At 61.2% G+C, this 22,637-nt stretch carries 19 protein-coding genes; 11 read left to right on the plus strand and 8 right to left on the minus strand.

The genetic code is table 11. From position 1 onward, the window contains the following. Positions 1 to 143 precede the first annotated feature (143 nt). The 4 genes from ACYU81_RS17210 to ACYU81_RS17225 all read left to right on the plus strand — a co-directional run bounded on the left by ACYU81_RS17210 (position 144) and on the right by ACYU81_RS17225 (position 3,746). On the plus strand, positions 144 to 1,289 hold the full coding sequence (locus ACYU81_RS17210) for an NAD(P) transhydrogenase subunit alpha (RefSeq protein WP_460988925.1): 1,146 nt from the start codon (positions 144 to 146) through the stop codon (positions 1,287 to 1,289). Between the two features lie 17 nt (positions 1,290 to 1,306). After that, the gene (locus tag ACYU81_RS17215; RefSeq protein WP_460988926.1) at positions 1,307 to 1,597 is read left to right on the plus strand and encodes an NAD(P) transhydrogenase subunit alpha part 2; all 291 of its coding nucleotides are present in this window, start codon (positions 1,307 to 1,309) and stop codon (positions 1,595 to 1,597) included. A gap of 3 nt (positions 1,598 to 1,600) precedes the next feature. Beyond that, positions 1,601 to 2,995, plus strand: a complete 1,395-nt coding sequence (locus ACYU81_RS17220; protein WP_460988927.1) for an NAD(P)(+) transhydrogenase (Re/Si-specific) subunit beta — start codon at positions 1,601 to 1,603, stop codon at positions 2,993 to 2,995. Between the two features lie 151 nt (positions 2,996 to 3,146). After that, positions 3,147 to 3,746 carry a hypothetical protein gene (locus tag ACYU81_RS17225; protein ID WP_460988928.1) on the plus strand — a complete coding sequence of 200 codons (600 nt, stop codon included), beginning with the start codon at positions 3,147 to 3,149 and terminating at the stop codon, positions 3,744 to 3,746. A 387-nt stretch (positions 3,747 to 4,133) separates the two neighbouring features. On the opposite strand, the gene ACYU81_RS17230 is transcribed toward ACYU81_RS17225, so the two are convergent. Then, the gene (locus ACYU81_RS17230) at positions 4,134 to 4,307 is read right to left on the minus strand and encodes a hypothetical protein (protein ID WP_460988929.1); all 174 of its coding nucleotides are present in this window, start codon (positions 4,305 to 4,307) and stop codon (positions 4,134 to 4,136) included. 18 nt (positions 4,308 to 4,325) lie between these two features. Between ACYU81_RS17230 and ACYU81_RS17235 the strand changes: the two genes are divergently transcribed. Continuing rightward, the gene (locus tag ACYU81_RS17235; RefSeq protein WP_460988930.1) at positions 4,326 to 5,045 is read left to right on the plus strand and encodes a Crp/Fnr family transcriptional regulator; all 720 of its coding nucleotides are present in this window, start codon (positions 4,326 to 4,328) and stop codon (positions 5,043 to 5,045) included. A gap of 73 nt (positions 5,046 to 5,118) precedes the next feature. On the opposite strand, the gene ACYU81_RS17240 is transcribed toward ACYU81_RS17235, so the two are convergent. From ACYU81_RS17240 to ACYU81_RS17255, 4 genes are all read right to left on the minus strand, one after another. Then, positions 5,119 to 5,793: a Ros/MucR family transcriptional regulator gene (locus tag ACYU81_RS17240; protein WP_460988931.1), complete on the minus strand. Its 675-nt coding sequence runs from the start codon at positions 5,791 to 5,793 to the stop codon at positions 5,119 to 5,121. Between the two features lie 510 nt (positions 5,794 to 6,303). Next, the gene (locus ACYU81_RS17245; RefSeq protein WP_097093579.1) at positions 6,304 to 6,579 is read right to left on the minus strand and encodes an HU family DNA-binding protein; all 276 of its coding nucleotides are present in this window, start codon (positions 6,577 to 6,579) and stop codon (positions 6,304 to 6,306) included. Between the two features lie 212 nt (positions 6,580 to 6,791). Next, positions 6,792 to 8,408 (minus strand): phytoene desaturase family protein, encoded by a 1,617-nt coding sequence (locus ACYU81_RS17250; protein WP_460988932.1) that lies wholly within the window; start codon positions 8,406 to 8,408, stop codon positions 6,792 to 6,794. A 37-nt stretch (positions 8,409 to 8,445) separates the two neighbouring features. Continuing rightward, positions 8,446 to 9,423: a bile acid:sodium symporter family protein gene (locus ACYU81_RS17255; protein WP_460988933.1), complete on the minus strand. Its 978-nt coding sequence runs from the start codon at positions 9,421 to 9,423 to the stop codon at positions 8,446 to 8,448. 86 nt (positions 9,424 to 9,509) lie between these two features. On the opposite strand from ACYU81_RS17255, the gene ACYU81_RS17260 reads away from it, so the two are divergent. From ACYU81_RS17260 to ACYU81_RS17285, 6 genes are all read left to right on the plus strand, one after another. Further along, on the plus strand, positions 9,510 to 10,268 hold the full coding sequence (locus ACYU81_RS17260; protein ID WP_460988934.1) for an enoyl-CoA hydratase: 759 nt from the start codon (positions 9,510 to 9,512) through the stop codon (positions 10,266 to 10,268). 142 nt (positions 10,269 to 10,410) lie between these two features. After that, a complete protein-coding gene (locus ACYU81_RS17265; protein WP_460988935.1) occupies positions 10,411 to 12,099 on the plus strand; it encodes an MFS transporter in 1,689 nt (562 codons plus the stop codon). Positions 12,100 to 12,188: 89 nt separating this feature from the next. Next, positions 12,189 to 12,809 carry a TetR family transcriptional regulator gene (locus ACYU81_RS17270; RefSeq protein ID WP_460988936.1) on the plus strand — a complete coding sequence of 207 codons (621 nt, stop codon included), beginning with the start codon at positions 12,189 to 12,191 and terminating at the stop codon, positions 12,807 to 12,809. Positions 12,810 to 12,942: 133 nt separating this feature from the next. Next, positions 12,943 to 13,854, plus strand: a complete 912-nt coding sequence (gene cysD, locus ACYU81_RS17275; RefSeq protein WP_460988937.1) for a sulfate adenylyltransferase subunit CysD — start codon at positions 12,943 to 12,945, stop codon at positions 13,852 to 13,854. A 105-nt stretch (positions 13,855 to 13,959) separates the two neighbouring features. Further along, entirely contained in the window at positions 13,960 to 15,873 is a 1,914-nt protein-coding gene (cysN, locus tag ACYU81_RS17280) for a sulfate adenylyltransferase subunit CysN (RefSeq protein WP_460988938.1), read from the plus strand. After that, the gene (locus ACYU81_RS17285) at positions 15,870 to 16,643 is read left to right on the plus strand and encodes a 3'(2'),5'-bisphosphate nucleotidase CysQ (protein WP_460988939.1); all 774 of its coding nucleotides are present in this window, start codon (positions 15,870 to 15,872) and stop codon (positions 16,641 to 16,643) included. The genes cysN and ACYU81_RS17285 overlap by 4 nt, the downstream gene beginning before the upstream one ends. A 219-nt stretch (positions 16,644 to 16,862) precedes the next feature. Here ACYU81_RS17285 and ACYU81_RS17290 read toward each other — a convergent pair whose 3' ends face one another. The 3 genes from ACYU81_RS17290 to ACYU81_RS17300 are packed head-to-tail and all read right to left on the minus strand — an operon-like array spanning position 16,863 to position 22,509. After that, positions 16,863 to 18,227, minus strand: a complete 1,365-nt coding sequence (locus ACYU81_RS17290; protein WP_460988940.1) for an efflux transporter outer membrane subunit — start codon at positions 18,225 to 18,227, stop codon at positions 16,863 to 16,865. After that, positions 18,224 to 21,361 (minus strand): efflux RND transporter permease subunit, encoded by a 3,138-nt coding sequence (locus tag ACYU81_RS17295; protein WP_460988941.1) that lies wholly within the window; start codon positions 21,359 to 21,361, stop codon positions 18,224 to 18,226. Before ACYU81_RS17295 ends, ACYU81_RS17290 begins: the two co-directional genes overlap by 4 nt. An 8-nt stretch (positions 21,362 to 21,369) precedes the next feature. Continuing rightward, positions 21,370 to 22,509, minus strand: a complete 1,140-nt coding sequence (locus ACYU81_RS17300; protein ID WP_460988942.1) for an efflux RND transporter periplasmic adaptor subunit — start codon at positions 22,507 to 22,509, stop codon at positions 21,370 to 21,372. Between the last annotated feature and the right edge of the window lie 128 nt (positions 22,510 to 22,637).

Raw genomic sequence — 22,637 nt, forward strand, 5'->3', positions numbered from 1 at the left:
TGGGCTGCATCGATAATTGACATATGTCAGATAACATGTATCACTGGCGCGGCCCGCGAAGGCTGAATCGGGCTACTCCCGCATAGCGAGGCATATCAGCTGCGGTGATCGTTGTCCGGCTGACTGAGGCAGAGAGAGGATCGATGGTAAATATTTCCGTCCTGGCCGGACAGGTGGCTGGTGAACATCGTGTAGCCATGACGCCTTCGATTGTCGCCCGATATGCAAAGCTCGGCCTGTCGACGCTGGTCGAAAGCGGTGCAGGTCTTGCGGCGGGTTTCTCCGATGACGCCTATGCCGCGCAGGGTGCCCTGATCGTGGATCGCAAGGAAGCGCTTGGGCAGGCGGATGTCGTGGTCACGGTGCGTCCTCCGGCTGCCGCCGAACTGCTCGGGGTTCGTCCGGGAACGAAGCTGGTCGGTGGCTTGGCGCCCTTTGCGGATCCGGGCAGGATGGCGGCCTATGCCGATCTGGGAGTGGAAGCGATGGCGCTCGAAGTGCTCCCGCGCACGACCCGCGCGCAGGCAATGGATATATTGTCCAGCCAGGCCAATCTCGCTGGCTATCATGCGGTTGCGCGGGCCACGACCGAACTCAATCGCTGCCTGCCGATGATGACCACGGCCGCGGGGTCGATCGCGGCGGCCAAGGCGTTCGTCATGGGTGTGGGCGTCGCGGGTCTTCAGGCGATCGCGACCGCGCGGCGACTGGGCGCGGTCGTATCCGCCACCGATGTGCGGCCCGAAACACGCGAGCAGATCATGTCTCTGGGCGCCAAGCCCATATTCGAAGAGATTCAGGACGGCGACCAGCTGACCGCAGCGGTGGGCGGCTATGCCGGGGAAATGAGCGAAGTCTATCGGCAGCGTCAGGCGGCCTTGGTCAGCGGGCATATCGCCGGGCAGGACATGGTCGTCACGACCGCCCTCATCCCCGGACGGCCCGCTCCGCGCCTGATCAGCGATGCGCAGATCGCAAGCATGAAACCGGGCAGCGTGATCGTCGATCTGGCCGCCGAAAACGGCGGCAATGTCGAAGGTGTCATCGCCGGGGAAATGGTGCTGCGTCACGGGGTCAAGCTTATCGGGCTTGTCGATGGGGCGGCAAAGGTCGCCGTCGACGCGTCGAACCTGTTCGCGCGCAACTGCTATAATTTCATCGAAGCCTATTGGGACAAGGCGGAAAAGAGGTTGGCGATGCCCGCTGATGACGCGCTGATCGAAGCGGTTACGCTGACCCGCCATGGCGAGATCGTCCACCCGCGCTTCGTGCAGGCAGCGGCGGCCTGAACACAGGGGATAAGTCAGTGAACGCTTTCAATGCAGAGTATCTGTTCGTCTTCATATTGGCGGCCTTTTTGGGTTTTCAGCTGATCAAGAAGGTGTCGCCGCTTTTGCACTCGCCTTTGATGTCGCTGACCAATGCGATTGCGGCGGTGGTGATTGTGGGGGCGATCACGATCACGGGTGAGGAAGGGGCGACGCCGCTTGCCAAGACCTTGGGCTTCATCGCGGTTTTTTGTGCGACGGTGAACCTGGTGAGCGGGTTCATGATCACCGATCGCATGCTCAAGATGTTCAAGCCGCGGGGGAAGTAACAAATGGACGCCTTCGTACCTTTCGCGGCGATTGCCGCATCGGCCCTGTTCATCCTGTCGCTGATGTGGATGAGCCATCCATCGACCGCCCGTCGCGGCGTGCGCGCGGGCGAGATCGGGATGGTCATCGCCATCATCGGCGCGCTCGTCCAGCATGAGGTGGTGGATTACAACCTGATCATCATCGCGATGATCGCGGGCGCGGCGGCGGGCATCCCGATGGCGCTGCTGATGCCGATGACGGCGATCCCGCAGCGTACCGCCATCTCCCACGCCTTTGGCGCGCTGGCGGTCGGTCTGATCGGTGCCGCTGAATATTATAAGCACGCCCATGCCGAATATGCGGGCGGCTTCATCCTGTGGGCGCTGATGTTCGAGATGCTGCTGGGTTTCCTGACCTGCACCGCGTCGGTCGTCGCCTTCGCCAAGCTGCAGGAACTGATGGGCAGCCGTCCGGTGTCCTTCCCCGGCCAGCGCATCGTCAATGGCGCGGTGGCGCTGGCGACGGTGGCGATCGGCGTGACGCTGGCGCTTGATCCGACGCAGACCTGGCTGTTCCCGCTGTTCGCAGGCCTGGCGCTGCTGTTCGGCATATTGCTGGTGATCCCGATCGGCGGCGCGGACATGCCGACCGTGATCGCGCTGCTCAACAGCTATGCGGGTCTTGCCGCATCCGCGATGGGCTTTGCGCTGGGCAACAAGCTGCTGATCGTGGCGGGCGCGCTCGATGGCGCATCGGGCTTCATCCTGGCGCTGGTGATGTGCAAGGCGATGAACCGCAGCTTTGCCAATGTCATGTTCGGCGGCTTTGGCAAGGTGGTCGCGGGCGTTGCGGGCGGCAAGGACGACCGGGTGGTGCGCTCCGCCTCTGCCGAGGAAGCCGCGATGCAGCTGGAAAATGCCAGCAGCGTGGTCATCATTCCCGGCTATGGCATGGCGGTCGCGCAGGCGCAGCACAAGGTCAGCGAACTGTACCAGGCGCTCACGAAGAAGGGCGTGGACGTCAAGTTCGCGATCCACCCGGTGGCGGGCCGCATGCCCGGTCACATGAACGTGCTGCTGGCCGAAGCCAACGTTCCCTATGAACAGCTGGTCGACCTGGACGACATCAACCCTGAACTGCCGCAGGCGGACGTTGCGGTGATCATCGGCGCGAACGACACGGTGAACCCGTCGGCGCGCGACGATCCCAATAGCGCGATCGCGGGCATGCCGATCATCGAGGCGGACAGGGCCAAGTCGGTGTTCGTGATCAAACGCTCGATGAACGCGGGCTTCGCCGGGATCGACAATCCGATCTACTATAACAGCAACACCCAGATGCTGTTCGGCGACGCCAAGGATATGGTCGGCTCCATCGCCAAGGAACTGAGCGGGGGCGGCTCAGGCCTCCACTGAACGCCATTCACTTTCCCTCAACTACCCCACCGACCAAAGTGCCAACAATGACACTTTACCCTCGGGCAAAGTGTCATTCGCGACAAAAGCGACCAATTCCCAACGCAAGGGATTCACATTGGCCTCCACCTGTGCTTGATTCATCCCCGTTATGTTTCACGGTTCGATCAAGCCTCCTTCTTCCGCCAGTGGCGATCTTTCCGCCCTGCTGGACCGGCTTGCCCATGTCAGCACGCGGCCACGCTACGCCTTCATGCTGCTGACCCTGATTGCCGAAGCGGCGCGCCCGGACGGCAGCGCAGGACCGTTAGTGGCGAAAGAGGGCGGCTTGCAGCCTCTGCGCGACTGGCTGTGCGACGCGCTGACCCCCATGGGCGGCCGCGATCCCCGCCGCATGGCGCTGACCACGCGCGTGCGAGCCGAACTGGCCGTACAGGGGCGCTTGCCCGCCGATCCGGACGCCGCCAGCCTGGCGGTCGAAGAGGAGGTGAAGCTGCGCGTCCGCGCCTCGGGCAAGACCAACCTTAGCCGCGCCGTATCGGAAATGGTCGCGGCGGGCTTGCTGCGCCGTCATTATCAGGGCTACCGCGTCGATCACCATAATCGCGGCGCACAGCGGCAGGCCGTCTATACGCTGACCGGCCTCGCCCGCATTCTGATAGCATCCGCCGTCATGCCGCCCATGCAGCCGCCGCTTTCCCCGCCAATATCCACGCCAGTGCGCCCGCGGCAGGGAGAGCTTGGTCTCTGACCGCCCCGACCGCATCACCGATGGAACAGGCCCACGGCGTCCGTCGATACTCTGCTTAGAGCATCGTGCCTTAAATCAGAATCTTCCTCTGTTACCGTTCGCCCTGAGCTTGTCGAAGGGCTTTCCTTCTTTTTAGAAAGGTAAGGGCTTCGACAAGCTCAGCCCGAACGGGGTTGAGTGATCCAGATAAAAGGCGCGACGCTCTAATTCCCCGCGTTCGACGCTTCTTTGTCAGGCCCCAATGACACGCATGTGCTGACGCGGGCAATGCTCCATCGCCACCGGGCGAAAGACAAAACTTGCTTGCCTGGCTTAAGACGAACCGGTTCAGGTTGGCCACCACATGTGGACCCTTTCGCCTCCAACATCGTTTCCCATCCGTTCATATTAACCTTTGCAGGCAAAATCGATGCTTCTGGAGGTCGGTGAAATGGGACAGGCATTCCCAATGAAGTACTTGCCGCTATCCATGACAATTAAAAGCGGCTTGCGGTCCATTGATGCGCCCCGGTTCAGAAAGCCGTTCGCGATGGCGCGGTTGATCGGCAAACGCGCTGTCATCAACCCGGTCGTCCAGCCATGACCGTCATCACCCGCCTGTCCGCTCCCGCGCATCCCGCTATCCGCAGGCTCTCCGCGCTTGCCGCTCTCGATCAGGACGCGGAGGCAGCGCTGGCCGATGCCGCCCTGCGCAACCGCGTATTGAAGCCCGCGCGCGAACTGATCGCGGAGGGCGCGCCTATTTCGAACCCGTTGCTGATCCTCAATGGCTGGGCCGCTCGAACGCGCTTCCTTCCCGATGGACGGCGGCAGATCATGAGCATAATCCTGCCCGGCGACCTCATCGGCAATTGCCATCATGACCGCCCCTTGTCGGTATCGACCGTCGTCGCCCTCAGCCAGCTGACGGTCTGCGCCGCGCCGTCCATCGGCTCCCCGGCGCTTCAGCAGGCCTATCGAATAAGCCACGCCCTGGACGAAGCCTATCTGCTTGCCCAGATCACGCGCCTCGGCCGCCTCAGCGCGGAGGAACGGATCGCGGATCTCATGCTGGAATTGCGCGACCGTCTGGCGCTGTGCGGTCTGGTGAGCGAGGGCAGCTTTGCATGGCCGCTGACGCAGAACGCCCTTGCCGATGCCCTCGGCCTGACGTCCGTTCACGTCAACCGCACCCTGCAACAGATGCGGCGGCGTGGCGATGTAATCCTGCGTTCGGCACGTCTGCAACTGACCGATGCAGCTGAACTCGCCAAGCGGGTGGGCCATGTACCGGTACGCGTAACCGCTGCGGACGACTGACCATCGACTGACGAGAACGGGCCATTGCGCCAACCGCAACGGCCCGTCCATTATCTCGGAAAAGAAAGGAGCGTCAGCTCTTGGCTTCGGCCCCGGCCGTTGCCGCCTTTGCGCGAGGCTTGCGTGCTGCCTTGGCCGCCTTCGGCTGCGCGCCGTCAGCCGCCTTTGCCGAAGCAGCGGCAGGCTTTGCGGCGGGCTTCGCCGCTGCCTTGGCGGGCTTTGCAGCCTTCGCCGCCTTGCCAGCGGGCGCCTTGGCGCTTGCTGCGGCACCGGGTGCTTTCGGCGCGGCCTTGTCGCCTGCATTCGCCTGCTGGGGTGCGGCTGCCTTCACGCCGTTCGCTGTCGCGGGTTTGCGTCCCAGGCCAAGGCGCGTGGCAACGGCGCGGCGCGCTTCGGAATAGCTGGGCGCAACCAGCGGATAGGATTTTGGCAGATTGTAGCGCTGGCGATATTCGTCCGGCGAAAGGCCATTCGTCGCCAAATGGCGCTTCAGCGTCTTGTACGGCTTGCCGTCGATCATGCTCAGGATGTGGTCGGGTGACGACAGGCTTTTGCGAACGGAAACGGCCGGTGTGTAAGTCGCTGCCTGCGCATCGGCAGACTCCGCCGCCGGATCTTCAGTCAAGGCGATCCGGGTTGTCCGGATAAGCTCGGCGAGCCCCTCGCTCGTAACCGAATTGTTGGAGACAAACGCACTCAAAAGCTGAACTGTGAGCGTCGTGATGTCGGGCTGCGAATTTTCAGACATTGGCACGCTTCTCCGCACTGAATAACTGTGGCGACCTTCTGCGCGCTTTCAACTCAAATGTAAATCACCTTCACTTCTTTAGTGTGGCGATATCTGTCCCTATGATGGACGCTTCTGATGTTCCGCTGCTGTGGCGCCCTTACTAGAGGGCTGATCTTGTCCCATCTCATTATCGACATGATGGGTGAAGATGTTGATTGAACGCGGCTCTACCCACAATTTGGGCCGTAACCATCTTATATATTGTCGCCAGGGGAGGACCGAGGAATACGCATCCAAAATACGCCGCCATCGCCGAAAGTAACCGGCCGTCGCGCTGCGGGCCAAAAAAAGGGCCGGTCCAAAAAGGACCGGCCTAATGAGTTTTAGGAGAGGATGCCTGAAAGGCAGGGCGGCATTTGCCGCCGCGACCCTCTCCTGACAATTGTTTAGATCGGCATGTCGATTGCACGTCATGCAATCGTAACATTCGCGGCGCCCCGTTCCTTGCCGGAAGGGGCGCCCGGCCTGTTAGCCGTTCAGCTGATCCTTGACCGCCTTTGCGGGCGTGAAGGTCAGCTTCTTCGATGCTGCGATCTGGATGGTTGCGCCGGTCGACGGATTGCGGCCTTCGCGTGCTGGCTGATCCTTGACCTTGAACTTCCCAAAGCCGCTCAGCGAAACTTCGTCACCCTTGGCAGCGGCGCCAGCGATAGCGGCAAACACGCCGTCCACATATTTGCGGGCATCGGCCTTGGTCAGGCCATGCTCGGCTGCAACTGCTTCGGCGAGTTCGGTATTGTTCATCGATCGTCTCCCTTTCGTGGACGACGGGTCTTAACCTGTCTCATCGCCCGCAACTAGGGGTGTTTTTGCCCATTAACCGATATTTTCGTGCCGGATTCGAGATATTTTGGGGGTTGGCGAGGTCCATTCGCCTGCTCGTGCCGCGCGAATCTCTCTCCGCGCGCCTTCATGCCTGACCATTGGGCGCAGACTCGAGTCCCCTATCGGCAGTCTCAATCGGCACGCTTCCGCCGCCGGAGCCGTCCGCCCAGCGCCATGTCCTTCATTACGACACGCGCGGCATTATGCCCCGGCGCGCCCGTCACTCCGCCGCCCGGATGGGCGCCCGCGCCGCACATATAGAGCCCCTCGGCAGGTCCGCGATAACCGGAATGGCCCAGCACCGGCCTTGCCGCCCACAATTGGTCCAGCGTCATCGCGCCATGCATGATGTCGCCACCCACCATCCCGAACTTCCGTTCAAGGTCCAGCGGCGACAATATGTCCCGCGCGATCACGGACGCCGCAAAGCCCGGCGCATAAGCGTCCACCGTCGCGATCACGTCGTCCGCCGCTTGCCCCCGCGCCTCGTCCCAGCTTCGGCCATCGGGTAGCTGCGGCGCGAACTGTTGGCAGAACAGGCTCGCCACATGGCATCCCGGCGGCGCCAGGCTGTCGTCGATGATCGACGGGATCAGCATTTCGACGATCGGCGCGGATGACCAGCCCCTGGCCTTCGCATCGGTAAAGGCGCGGTCCATATAGTCCATGTCCGGCGCGATGATGATCCCGGCCTGCAAATGCTCGCCCGGTCCCGGCAGGCAGGCAAAGTCCGGCAGCGCCGACAGCGCGACATTCATGCGGAAACTGCCCGACGCCGTCCTGAAACCCCGGATGCGCTTGCGGAAATCGGGCGGCAGGTCGGCCGGGTCCATCATCCGTTCGTACAGCAGCTTGGGACCGACATTGGCTATCACCGCCGCCGCCATGACCTCCTCCCCGCTTTCCAGCCTGACGCCGACGGCCCGTCCGCCGTCCACCAGCACCCGTTCGACCGGCGCTTCCAGGCTGATCTCCACGCCCATCGCGCGGACGACCTTCGCCATGATCTGCGTGATCGCGCCCATGCCGCCGACGCTGTGGCCCCATGCGCCCTTCTTGCCGTTCACCTGTCCCATGACATGGTGCAGCAGGACATAGGCGCTGCCCGGCGTATCGGGCGACGCGTAATTGCCGACCATCGCGTCAAAGGCGAAGGCCGCCTTCACCGCCTCGCTCTCGAACCATCCGTCCAGAAAGGCGCGCGCCGATTTCAGGAACAGGTCCAGCATGTCGCGCTGCTCGTCCAGCGACAATGCGCCGACGCGCCGTCCCTGCGACAATGCCGCTGTCAGCATCGACAGCCCGTCGCCGACATTGGGCGGTGCCTTCAGCATCATGTCGCGCAGCAGATCCGCTATCGCCTCCAGCCCGTCCTGATAATGGGGCAGGGCAGCCGCATCTTTCGCGCTGAACCTGGCGAACTCCGCCTGCGTCTTTTCGATGCCGCCGCCGACTTTCAGATAGCGTCCGTCCGGCTGCGGCAGGAAATTGGCGATCGGCCGATCGATCACGCGATAGCCATGGTCGGCTAGTGCCATGTCCGCGATGACCTTGGGATGCAGCAGGCTTACGGTGTAGCTGGCGACCGAATTGCGGAAACCGGGATGAAACTCCTCCGTCACCGCCGCGCCGCCTACGACGTACCGCCGCTCCAATATGCGGACCCGGTAACCCGCGCGCGCCAGATAAAATGCGCACACCAGCCCATTATGCCCGCCCCCGATAATGACCGCGTCATACTTATACATATGTACAACAACTCACGGGCCTTCGGAAAATCCCGTTCTATTCGCCATTTCCTTCACGACTTCCATAACGCCGCGCCAGTCCGGCACAAACCATCAACTGAATCTGGTGAAACAACATCAACGGCAACAATATCGGTCCCACCGCACTTGCTGGAAACAAAACCCCGGCAATCGGCACCCCCGTCGCCAAACTCTTCTTCGACCCACAAAATTGCAGAACGACCGCATCTTCCCGCGACAATCCCAGCAAGCGCCCCAGACCCCAGGTAAACAGCAGCACCACCACCAAAATCGCAATCGACAACAGCGCCAGCAACAACAATTCTTCCCGTGACACCTTATGCCACATTCCCTCGACCACCGCCGCGCTGAACGCGGAATAGACGATCAGCAGGATCGAACCCCGATCCACTCGCCCCAACATCGCCTTGTGCCGCGACACAAAGCCGCCAATCCACGGCCGCGCCATATGGCCCAGCAGGAAAGGCAGCAGCAACTGCAATACAATCCCCTCCACCGCCGACAGGGAAATCAGACCGCCGGTCCCCCCGACGCTCTTCTGCATCAGCAGCGCCACCAGCAACGGCGTCAGAACGATCCCCAGCAAGTTCGAGAAGGACGCACTCACGACCGCCGCCGCGACGTTGCCTCGCGCTATCGCCGTGAAGGCGATCGACGATTGCACCGTCGAGGGCAACAGCGTCAGGAACAGCAACCCCGCTCGCATCTGCCCGGGGATCGCTTCCACATGCTGCGTCGCCAGCCCGATCAGCGGAAACAGCGCGAATGTCGTTCCTAGCGTCGCCAGATGCAGCTTCCACGCCATTGCCCCGCCCCAGATCGCTTCGCGCGATAGCTTCGCCCCATGCAGGAAGAACAGCAGCACGATGCCAGCGTCCGCAAGGATGCCAACGATATGCGCACCCTCGCCCCGCGCGGGAAGGACGGAGGCCAGCGCTACCATGGCGATCAGCAGCAGCAGGAAGGGGTCGGCGATTTCCCGTAGACGGCTCATGCCAGGGCTGTAGGCAGTCTAACGGAAAAAGGATAGACGCCCGGCCGATCGACACATTAGTGGGGGCTTAGGAAACGGAGGCGGTCATGACCAACGGGATCGAAATCATCGAACAGGGCGGCGTCCTGGAAATCCACATCGATCGCCCCGATAAGAAGAACGCGCTTACCGCAGCCATGTACGACAGCATGACCGCAGCCCTTGCCGAGGCGTCGGCGCGGAGCGACATCGGCGCTGTCCTGATCGCAGGAAAGGGTGACGCCTTCTGCGCAGGCAATGACCTTAAGGACTTCACTCAAGGACCGCAGGGTGGCGCGGCTGCATTCGCATTCATCCGCGCCATTGCAGACTTCGACAAGCCGCTGATCGCTGCCGTCCAGGGCCTGGCCGTGGGCGTGGGCACGACGATGCTGTTCCATTGCGACCTTGTCTATGCGGCGCCCGACGCGCGATTCATCATGCCCTTCGTCAATCTGGGCATCGTGCCGGAAGCTGGCTCAAGCCTGCTCGCGCCCGCGACGCTGGGCCATGCAAAAGCAGCGGCGATGCTGTTGCTGGGCGAGCCAATGGACGCCCAAACCGCTGACCGGTCAGGTCTGGTGACCGCAATCCTGCCCACCGAAGAACTACTTGGTCACGCTCGGGCGAAGGCGGCCACCCTCATGAAGAAGCCGCCCAAGGCACTGGCGGCCACCCGGCGGCTGCTAAAGGGCGATCCCGCCGCGCTGCTCGACAGGATCGAAGAGGAGGCGCGGCTTTTTGAACAGATGCTGGAATCCGAAGAGGCTCAGGAAGCCTTCGCTGCCTTCTTCGAAAAGCGCGCCCCTATATTCCGTCGCGATTGAACTTGGCGTGAGCCCCCGGCTGCCTGATAGCCATAAGTCTATTTAAATCGAAACCCTTGCTGGAAAACTCCAGGACGTTCAGCAATATTCTGTCCCTGTGCCGCACAAGACAAGTGTTCAGCGTGAAACGAGACCAAGGCAGATGAGCGACAAGGCCGTAACCACAGCTGAAACCGCGACTTCAGGGGCGGGCCGCTTCGCCCTTTTGGAGCCATTGCGCCAGCGGACCTACCGCACAATCTGGATCGCCAGCCTTTTTTCGAACTTCGGGCAACTTATACAAGGCGTCGGTGCGGCTTGGCTTATGACGCGGCTGAGTTCGTCGCCGCAGATGGTGGCGCTGGTCCAAACGGCCCTCATGCTGCCGTTGATGCTCGTCGCGTTGCCCGCTGGGGCGATCGCGGACATGATCGACCGGCGCAAGGTGGCGCTGGCTGGCCTTGTCTTCGCATCACTGATGGCGATCTGCCTCACGCTGCTTGCCGGTGCGGAACTGCTCTCTCCTTGGACATTGCTGCTCTTCTGCTTCCTGATCGGCACGGGGGTCGCCTTATATGGGCCTGCCTGGCAAGCCTCGATCGGTGAGCAGGTAAGCGGCGAGCATCTGCCTGCCGCGATCGCCCTCGGCACGATCAGCTACAATGTGGCGCGCAGCTTCGGCCCCGCGATCGGCGGCATCATCGTTGCCTCGCTGGGCGCAATGGCGGCCTTTGCAGCCAACGCTTTCTTCTATCTGCCGCTGATCCTTGCCTTCCTGATGTGGCAGCGGGAACATAAGCCTTCGCGCTTGCCCCCGGAAAGGATCGATCGGGCGATCGTCTCGGGCGTGCGCTATGCGGTGCATTCGCCCCCAATCCGGGTCGTGCTTATCCGCACACATGTCGTGGGTCTGGCGGGGGCATCAGTGTCCGCACTCACACCTTTGATCGCAAAGGACCTGCTGCACGGGTCGGCAAGCACCTATGGCTTGTTATTGGGCGCCTATGGCGTGGGCGCGGTGCTGGGCGCCACCGGGCTTGATCTGGTGCGTCGGCGTCTGCGGCCGGAGCAGGCTGCGGGATTGTTGTCGATATTGCTGGGCGCAATGATCATCCTCGCCGGGATCAGCAGCTACACCGTTCTGACTTGCGGGGCACTGCTGGTCGCGGGCTTTGCCTGGATGATCCTGGTCGCACAGTTCAACGTCGCTGTGCAAATGTCAGCACCGCGTTGGGTCACGGCGCGCGCGCTTGCCTGCTATGGCTCGGCGTTGACGGGTGGGCTCGCTCTGGGTGCGTGGCTGTGGGGCTCGATCGCCACCGCTCTAGGAACAGGTGAAGCGATGATGATGTCGGGGGCAGCGATGGTGTTCAGCACCATTCTCGGTCTCGTCTTTCCGTTGGCGCGATCGCTCCCCGATGGATTGGAACAAAGCATTCTCAGTCATCAGCCGCAGGTTGGCCTTGCACTGACCTCGCGCAGTGGTCCCATAGTCGTGAAAATCGATTATCGGGTAGATACTGACAAGGCGCGCGACTTCTATGCCGCGATGCAGAAGGTGCGCAGCGCCCGCCTCCGAAGTGGTGCCTTTGGCTGGTCCGTGGCACGCGACATCGCAGATCCCGAACTCTGGACCGAACATTATCATTGTCCGACCTGGGGAGATTATCTGCACCAGCGCGATCGTATGACGATGAGCGACCGCCAGATCGAGGACGCCGCTAATGCCTTCCACATGGGGAGCGGCGAGGGGCGGGTACGGCGGCGCCTCGAACGGCCGACCGGATCGGTGCGGTGGCGGGCGGACACGCCTGACCGCCGAGACGAGGCGATCGATATAATCTACCCTTAGAACAATCGGTTCGTGCAGGAGCGCAAGCAATCGTTGTCAATATAAACAGGCGCGCTAGAATCGCGTTGAAATCGAATTTGGAGAGCGGAATGCCGAGGCAGGCGAAACGGACGGTAGGGCGTCCCCGAAGGCTGACGCTGGAAATGATTGTCGATGCCGCCTGCGAGGTCGGCATCGCCAAGCTGGAGATGAGTCTGGTTGCCGAAAGGCTGAATACCGGTGTTGCCACGCTATATGGCTATGTGCGGGGGCGGGAACATCTGCTGCAACTCGTGGCACAGCGTCTAGTAGGGCAAGCGCTGATCAAGGATGAAGGACAGAGTTGGCAGGATATATTGCGCGAACATGCGACAGTTACCTATCGTCTCTTCCGGTCCCTGCCTCACCTCATCACCAATCTGATTGGAAAAGAACCCGAACAGCATTCGTTCGACTATTCGCAGAGGGTGCTCACGATGCTGGAGGCGAGGGGGCTTCCTCCCGCTGTGGCCCTGAACGTTTATATCGAGATTAATCAGGTCGTGATCGGTGCTGCGATCAGCATGATGCGGAGGGAGGTGCTGATCCAACTCCCTGAGTACGAGACTGAAAATTGGGGACCGCTACCGGAAATCCTTGGCGATTATTGCACAACACTGGAGCGGATCATCTCTGGCTATGAGGTGGAACTGAGGTTGGGTGAAGACGAAGCGTCGCCTCAAAATGCCTGAAAAGTCGGCTCGCGCTCTTGCCGCTGATTAAATTTTCGTCGTGCGGTAATGGAAGAAATATCTCTCTCCCATCTGGGAGGTTTGATGATTCGCGCCTTCTGTCATCTGGGTCTGCGAAAGGCTGGACAAGACGATGACAGATACAAAAACGCTCACCCACCTGGCGCGCCTGGAAGCGGAGAGCATACATATTCTGAGAGAGGTTGTGGCCGAGGCTGAAAAGCCGGTCATGTTATACAGCGTGGGCAAGGACAGCGCGGTGATGCTGCACCTAGCCCGCAAGGCATTCTATCCCTCGCCGCCGCCATTTCCCCTGCTGCACGTCGATACGACGTGGAAGTTCCAGGAAATGTACAAGCTGCGCGATCGCATGGCCAAGGAAAGCGGCATGGAGCTGCTGGTCTATCACAATCCGGAAGCGCAGGAGCGCGGGATCAACCCGTTCGACCACGGCGCGCTGCACACCGACATGTGGAAGACCGAAGGTCTGAAGCAGGCGCTCGACCTTTATGGCTTCGACGCAGCCTTTGGCGGCGCACGCCGTGACGAGGAAAAGAGCCGCGCCAAGGAGCGCATCTTCTCCTTCCGTACCGCCTCGCATGGCTGGGACCCGAAGAACCAGCGGCCGGAGCTGTGGAACCTCTACAATGCGAAGAAGAACAAGGGTGAAAGCATCCGCGTCTTCCCGATCAGCAACTGGACCGAGCTGGATATCTGGCAGTATATCCACCTCAACAATGTGCCGATCGTGCCGCTCTATTTCGCCGAGGAACGCCCGACCGTCGAGCGTGACGGCATGCTGCTGATGGTCGATGACGAACGCTTCCCGCTGAAGGAAGGCGAGACGCCGGTGATGCGATCGATCCGCTTCCGCACGTTGGGCTGTTATCCGTTGACTGGCGCTGTCGAAAGCGAAGCGAAGACGCTGCCGGAAGTCATCCAGGAAACGCTGCTGACCACCACCTCCGAGCGTCAGGGCCGCGCCATCGACAAGGATGCGGGCGGCGCCGGCATGGAGAAGAAGAAGCAGGAAGGCTATTTCTGACCTCTGCCCTCATCCCGGCGTTAGCCGGGATTTGAGGCCCCGAGGCAGAACCTTCCTTCAGATCAACGAGATGCCACCCTGCGCTGGCATGACGGGACAGATGACATGACCGACACTCTCGACGAACCCATTTACAAGACCGACGCCCTCATTGCCGAGGATATCGACGAATATCTGAAGGTGCATGAGCACAAGACGATGCTGCGCTTCATCACCTGCGGGTCGGTGGATGATGGCAAGTCCACCCTGATTGGCCGCCTGCTTTATGACAGCAAGATGATCTTCGAGGATCAGCTGGCGGCACTGGAGGCGGACTCCAAGAAGGTCGGCACGCAGGGCCAGGAAATCGACTTCGCGCTGCTGGTCGATGGCCTCGCCGCCGAGCGCGAGCAGGGCATCACGATCGACGTGGCTTATCGCTTCTTCGGGACCGAAAAGCGCAAGTTCATTGTCGCCGATACCCCCGGCCACGAACAATATACGCGCAACATGGTGACCGGCGCATCGACCGCCGATCTCGCCGTCATCCTGATCGACGCGCGCAAGGGCGTGCTCACGCAGACGAAGCGCCACAGCTATCTGGCGCACCTGATCGGCATCAAGAATATCGTGCTGGCGGTGAACAAGATGGACTTGGTCGATTATGACCAGGCGGTCTATGACGGTATCGTCAAGGATTACACCGAATTCGCGCGCTCGATCGGCATTCAGCATTTCGTGCCGATGCCGATTTCCGGCTTCAAGGGCGACAATATCACTGGCCCTTCGGAGAACACGCCTTGGTACAAGGGCCCGGCCCTGATCGAGCATCTGGAAACCGTCGAAGTCAACAGCGCGACCGACGCGGAAAAGCCGTTCCGCATGCCGGTGCAGTGGGTCAACCGCCCGAACCTCGACTTCCGCGGCTTTTCCGGCCTGATTGCCACCGGCACCGTGAAGCCGGGCGATGCGATCCGCGTGCTGCCTTCGGGCAAGACCAGCACGGTGACGCGTATTGTGACGCTGGACGGCGATCTGGATCAGGCTGTCGCGGGGCAGTCGGTGACGATCTGCTTCGCTGACGAGATCGACTGCTCGCGCGGCGACGTCATCGCGCTGGCCGACAATCCTCCGCAGGCTGCCGACCAGTTCGAAGCCACCATCGTGTGGATGGCTGACGAGGAAATGCTGCCGGGCCGTCCTTATTGGCTGAAGATCGGGACGCAGACCGTCACCGCGACGGTGCAGCACCCGAAATATCAAGTGAACGTCAACACGATGGAGCATCTGGCGGCCAAGACGCTGGACCTCAACGCTATCGGTGTCGCTAATCTGTCCACCGATAAGCAGATCGTGTTCGAGTCCTATGAGCAGAACCGGACGCTGGGCGGCTTCATCCTGATCGACAAGATCACGAACGCCACCGTGGCGGCGGGCATGCTGCACTTCTCGCTGCGGCGGGCGCAGAATGTCCACTGGCAGGCGACCGATGTCACCCGTGAGTTCCATGCGGGCCTCAAGAACCAGAAGCCTGCCGTGCTGTGGTTCACCGGGCTTTCTGGCGCGGGCAAGTCGACCATCGCCAATCTGGTGGAAAAGAGACTGGCGCGGATGAACCGGCACACTTTCCTGCTGGATGGCGACAATGTACGCCACGGCCTGAACAAGGATCTGGGCTTCACCGATGCCGACCGCGTGGAGAATATCCGTCGCGTGGGCGAGGTTGCCAAGCTGATGACCGACGCGGGCCTGATCGTCATTACCGCCTTCATCTCGCCCTTCCGGTCGGAGCGCGAAATGGTGCGGCAGATGATGCAGCCGGGCGAGTTCATCGAGGTGCACATCGATACGCCGCTTGCTGAAGCAGAGGCACGGGACGTCAAGGGCCTCTACAAGAAGGCGCGTGCCGGGGATCTCAAGAACTTCACCGGCATTGACAGCCCCTATGAGCCGCCAGAGGACCCGGAAATCCGCATCGACACAACGGCCATGACCGCCGAGGAAGCGGCCGACGCCATCGTAGCCAGGCTGATCCCATGAGCGGCGGGATGAGCGATGCCGACCTTGCGGCGCATCTTGCCGAAACCGCCGGGCGTATCCTGCTTGAGGTGCGCGCCAGCGGCATGTTCAGCGCCAAGGCGCTGGGCAAGGCGGGCGATCAAACGGCCAACCAATTCCTTGTTCACGCCCTGCGTGAACAACGGGGCGAGGACGGGTTGCTGTCTGAGGAAGAGAAGGACAATGCCGAGCGGCTGAGCCAAAGCCGCGTCTGGATTGTGGATCCTGTCGATGGCACCCGCGAATATGGCGAGGAGCGATCCGATTGGGCGGTCCATGTCGGTCTGGCGATCGATGGGCAGCCGGAGATCGGCGCTGTAGCGCTGCCGGGCCTTGACCTGACCGGAAAAGGGAAGGGTACAATAGTTCGGTCGGATCAGCCGCAGCCGATCCCGCCTGCACCCGAAAAGCTACGCATGGTGGTCAGCCGCACCCGCCCGGCCGCCGAAGCTGTCGCGGTCGCGGAAAAGCTGGGTGCCGAGCTTGTTCCGATGGGCTCGGCCGGCGCGAAAGCGATGGCGGTGATATTGGGGCAGGCAGATATTTACCTGCATTCCGGCGGCCAATATGAATGGGACAGTATGGCACCTGTCGCCGTGGCGAAGGCGCATGGCCTGCACTGCTCGCGAATTGATGGCAGCCCGCTGATCTACAATCAGGCAAATGTGTATCTGCCTGACCTGCTCATTTGCAGAAAAGAACATGCTCAGCAGTTATTGGCCCTTATCAGCGAAGTTCAGGTCAGCGCCTGATAATCAAAACTGAGGACTGCCAATGCCTGTTGAGTGAGGATCGAGCCATGCCGCGCACAACGCGGCGTGGTTCGAAGCTCATTTCGTCAAAGCGAACTGCAAGGAAACTGTCGCACCTAAAGTCAGTTGGCCCGGCTTGACCGAACTCGGTGGAGAGGGAGGTGACGGCGTTGCAGCCATACGGCCCGTCACCATTAGGGGCTCAACCGAGTAAAACTCTTAAAAATCGGCACCGATTGCGCGATAGAGGGATATACGATTTAGCAACAGTTCAAGGTCCGTCGCGATCGCGCTCCGCCGGGCGGAATATAGCGAGCGTTGGTTCACGAGTGTTGTCAGGAACGGATCGATACCCGCCCGATAACGCTGTTCGGACAAGGCATAGGCATTCTCATTCGACGCGACCAGAGCTCGCTGAGCCCGCTGCTGTTCGCCTATGGTGCCTCCGCGTGCCAAGGCGTCGGCGACTTCACGAAAGGCGCTCTGGATGGCATTCTCGTAGCTGGCAATTGCGGCCTGCTGTTGCGCCTTACTATATTCGATATTGGCTTTCACACCGCCACCGAAGATGGGAAGGCTCGCCGATGGAGCAGCTGTCCAACTGAATGCGCCGCCAGTGAAAAGCGACGACAGTGCTGAACTGGCGACGCCGATCGCTGACGTCAGGCTGATCTTCGGGAACATCGCGGCCCGTACAGCGCCGATATTCGCATTCGCAGCCTGTAATTGATGTTCGGCCTGCAGCACATCTGGCCGCTGAAGCAGGATTTCGGACGAAGTCCCGGCAGGAACTTGCGCAGTCGAGCTGATTAGAGCGGATAGGGATAGCGGGAGCAGAGCTTCTTCTACCGGCGCCCCGGCGAGCAGATCCAGCGCGTTGCGATCCTGCGCTACCTGCGTAACCGCGGCCGCGACATCGGACCTCGCCTGCTCGACGATCGTTTCCGCCTGATGGACGTCGAGCTTGCCGGAAAGACCGACGCCGTTGAGCGATCGTGTAAGCGCGAGCGTCCGTTCGGCGCCGCTGAGCGTATCGCGAGCTACGGCAAGCAATTGCTGGTCCGCAGCAAGCGTTGCATAGGCGCTGGCCGTTTCCGCGACGAGCGCGATGCGCGCGGCGCGCGCGCCCTCCTGGCTTGCGAGATAGGATTGAAGGGCGGATTCACTCAAATTGCGCAGGCGGCCGAACAGATCGATTTCGAAAGCGCTAAAACCGATGTCCGCGCTGTAATTGTCCTGACGCTGGTCATTCCGGTGCGTGAGCGTCGCGTTGGCATCCGCCGTAACCGTAGGCATCTGCGCGGCCCGCTGAATGCGATATTGGGCGCGCGCCGCGAGAAGGTTGGCCAGAGTTACGCGAAGATCCCGATTGTTGATCAGCGCCCGATCAATGATCGTACGCAGCCGTTCGTCGCCGACCAAAGCCGTCCAGGGCAAACCTGCCACTTCTGTAGGAAGGGCGGTTGAATATGCGGATCCATTTGGCCAAGCGGGCGGAACGGGCGCGGTGGGCCGCTCATATGCGGGCGCCAGATTGCAGGCGGTCAGCGTCACGGACAGGCCGAGGGGGAGCAAGCGCCTCATGCGGGCACCTCCGATCCGGTGACAGATGAATGGTCCTTGCGTCTGAAAAGCCGCATGATCGTGAAGAAAAACAGCGGCACATAAAAGATGGCAAGCAAGGTTCCGGTCAGCATGCCGCCAGCAACCGCCGTGCCGATGGCGATGCGGCTTTGTGCGCCAGCGCCATGAGCGAGCGCCAGCGGCATAACGCCCGCAATGAAGGCGAGCGAGGTCATTATGATCGGTCGGAAACGGAGCCTGGCCGCTTCGATTGCCGCGCTCATCGCGTCCTTGCCATCGCGATAGGCAAATTCGGCGAATTCAACGATGAGGATCGCGTTCTTTGCGGCCAGCCCCATCGTGGTGAGGAGGCCTACCTGGAAGAATACATTATTCTCCAGCCCGCGCGCCCACACCGCGACGACTGCCCCGATCAGGCCCAGCGGGATTACGAACAATACTGCGAGCGGCACCGACCAGCTTTCATAAAGCGCAGCGAGGCAGAGAAAGACAACCAGCACGGAGAGAGAATAAAGCAAGGGCGCCTGTCCGCCAGACAATTGTTCCTGATAGGAAAGGCCGCTCCAGGCATAGCTGGTTCCTGTCGGCAATTGCTGCTGCAAACGCACCATTTCATCCATGGCTTCCCCCGAACTCGCACCGGGTGCCGCCTGTCCCTGTATTTCATAGGAGGATTGGCCGTTGAAGCGCGACACTGTTGTCGGACCCATTTCCCAATGGGTGGTGGCGAAAGCGGAGAATGGAACCATTTCGCCCGTGGCGGCAGAGCGCACTTGCCAGTTTTCAATGTCGGTCGGCAAAGCTCGATAAGGCGCGTCTGCCTGCATAAAGACGCGTTTTACGCGTCCGCGATCAATGAAGTCGTTGATATAGCTGCTTCCCCAGGCGGAACTTAGAACATCGTCCACATCATTTTGTGTAAGTCCAAGCACAGCAAGCTTTTCATTATCGATATCGACCTTCAACTGGGGCGTGTCCTCAAGCGTAGCGGCACGCACACCCGCGAGCAGAGGGCTTTGCGAAGCTGCAGCGAGCAGCTGGTTGCGCACGGCCAGGAACTTGTCTCGGCTGAGGCCGCCTGTGTTGAGCAGCTCGAAGGTAAAGCCGTTCGACTGGCCCAGGCCACGGATGGCGGGCGGCGTCATGGCCAGAATTTTCGCATCACGTACGGCTGCGAGCTGCTTTGTAGCGCGGTTCGCGATCTCGGTCGCGCTATTCGCCTTACCCTTCCGGTCTTCCCAAGGATTGAGATTGATGAAACCCTGCGCGGTATTTTCGCCCTGTCCTGCAAAACTGAAACCTTGGGCAATGAATATGTTGCCGACGTTATTTCCTTCTTCGCTTTGGAAGTAGCTGCGAACACTCTCGACCACTTGCGCGGTTCGCGTGGACTTGGCGCCAGCGGGAAGGGTCATCTGCACCATGACCTGGCCCTGATCCTCTACGGGGAGGAAGCTGGTCGGCAAGCGGACAAAGATCAGCGCAAGGACGCCCAATATCAGCAGATAGATCGTCCAGAAGAGGGCGCGCCGATGCATGATTGCCTCAAGCCGCCGCATATAGCCGCCGGTCACGCGCCCAAACCAGCGGTTGAACCGGCCCGCCCATCCCTGGTGACGGCGCTCCTCACTGGCCGATTTCAACAATGTGGCGCACAGGGCGGGCGACAGGATGAGCGCAACCACCACGGACAGAAGCATGGAGGACACAATGGTGATGGAGAACTGCCGGTAAATAACCCCCGTCGAACCGCCGAAGAAGGCCATGGGCAGGAGAACGGCCGAAAGGACAAGGGCTATGCCGACCAGCGCACTGCCTATCTCTTCCATCGATTTGATTGTGGCGGCGCGCGCGTCAAGCCCCTCATCGTGCATCAGCCGTTCGACATTCTCGACGACTACGATCGCGTCATCGACCAGAAGGCCGATGGACAACACCATGCCGAACAGTGTGAGCGTGTTGATGGAATAGCCGAAAAGGGCTAGCACGCCGAAGGTCCCGAGCAGGACGACCGGAACCGCCACCGCAGGGATCAGCGTCGCGCGCCAGCTTTGCAGAAAGACGAACATGACCACGACGACCAGCCCGACGGCTTCGATAAGTGTCTTGATGACCTCATCCACGGAAAGCCGGATGAAGGGTGTCGTATCGCGCGGGAATGCGATGCTGTACCCGTGGGGCAGGTTCGTGGACAGCTCTGCGACCTTTGCCTTGACGAGTTCGGCGGTCTTCAGAGCGTCGGCGCCGGGAGCGAGTTGGAGTGCGATGCCCGATCCAGGATGTCCGTTCAGCGCGGCTGAAAAGGTGTAACTTTCATTCCCAAGTTCGACCCGAGCAACATCGGAGAGGTGAACGACGGACCCATCGCTTTGAGTTTTCACTATGATGTTGCGAAATTCTTCGGGAGTCTGGAGGCGTGCACGCGCGCGAACGGTGGCATTCAGTTGCTGTCCGGCGGGCGCCGGATCAGCGCCGATCTGACCGGCGGAAACCTCGACATTCTGCGACCGGATCGCGTTTTCGACGTCCGACGGCATGAGCTTGACGGTGGCGAGTTTGTAGGGATCCAGCCATATGCGCATGGCATATTGGGATCCAAAAATCTGAACGTCGCCGATACCTTCCAAGCGGGAGATGGGGTCCTGAAAATTATTGACCAGGTAATCGGAGATATCAGTCTGGGTGGCTCGATCGGTACGATCGTACAGCGCAACCAGCATCAGGAAATCGGTCTGCGATTTAGTGACGGTCAGGCCCTGCTGCTGAACTGCATTGGGCAACCGGCTTAACGCCTGCTGCACCTTATTTTGAACCTGGACCTGCGCAGTATCGGGGTCGGTGCCTTTGTCAAAGGTGACAGTGATACGCGACTGGCCATTGGCGGTGGATGTCGAGGAGAAATACATCAGGCCATCGATGCCAGTCAGTTGCTGCTCGATGACCTGCGTGACGCTTGTCTCTACAGTATCGGCCGAAGCGCCTGGATAATTTGCTCTGATGTTGACCGCAGGCGGCGCGATATCTGGATACTGAGCAATAGGCAGCGACAGCATGGCGCCAAGTCCAGCCAGCATGATGCCGATCGCGATCACCCAGGCGAAGATTGGCCGATCGATGAAAAAGCGGCTGAGCATCGGAGGACCTAGCTCCCTTGGCCGACGGTTGCGGAGCGGACGGTATCGCCCGGTTTCACCTTGTCAGTTCCTTCGACGATCAGCCGATCACCGGACTTGAGGCCTGCGGTCACAAGCCATTTGTCCCCTATCGCCTGCGCCGTAGTGACGGTGCGCTGCTCCACCTTGTTTGCCCGATTGACGACAAGTGCGGTGGCATTGCCCTTGGGATCACGGCTGATCCCCTGCTGGGGCGCGAGTATGCCGTTGGGCACGACGGCCTGCGGGGCCACCACGCGCACGAACATCCCGGGAAGGAGGAGGCTGTCAGGATTGGGGAAGCGCGCGCGCAGGGTAATGGTGCCGCTATTGGGGTCCACGATAGGCTCGGCAAATTCTATACGGCCTTCAAGCGGATAGTCGCTGCCGTCGTCCAGTTTCAGCCGGATGGTGGCACTGGCAGGTAGTGCTTTACCCGCGGCCAGATTGCGGCGCAGCGCCAGGAGCTGCGCGCTGGACTGCGTAATGTCGACAAAGATGGGGTCAAGCTGCTGGATTGTGGCAAGCGGGGCAGCTTGACTAGCTGTGACCAATGCGCCCGGCGTAACCGAAGAACGGCCAATGCGCCCGCTGATCGGTGCCCGAACTTCGGTGAAGCGCAGGTTTATGCTGGCAGTCTGAAGCGACGCGCGCGCTTGTTGAATGGCGGCGCTTGCTTGCCGCGAAGATGCCACCACGTCGTCCCGCTCCTGCGCGCTCACGGCCTCTGTCTGCCCGAGCGCCTGATAGCGGCGCGCCTTGGCTTGCGCCGCGACCGCTGTCGCCTGCGCATTGGCTAGCGAAGCTTGCGCTTCATCGCGAGAGGCGCGGTAGAGGGACGGATCAATCTGATATAATGGCTGGCCCGCATGCACATAGGAGCCTTCGGTAAAGAGGCGCTTTTGAACGACGCCAGCAACCTGTGGTCGCACCTCAGACATCAGCGTCGACGCGGTGCGTCCGGGTAGCTCTGTCGATACGGTAACGTCCTGCGCCTGAAGCGTGACTACGCCCACTTCGACCTGCTTTTTCTCAGGCGGTTTGCTTTGGCTGCATGCGGTGGCGAGCAAACAAATGGCCGCGCCTAATTGAGCGTAGCGGGATGAGGAGAGTGCAGAGCGCAGCGGCATGGCGGCAGGTGATCCAGTGGCGGGGTTCAGCAGTACGGAAACTTCACCCGGCGCAGGGGGAGGGGAGCGCCGGGTGAAGGACGGGCCAGCTGTCTGACAGGCTCCGACGCTCCCTATTCGCGTCTTGG

The sequence above is a fragment of the Sphingobium sp. TomTYG75 genome (assembly GCF_054771635.1).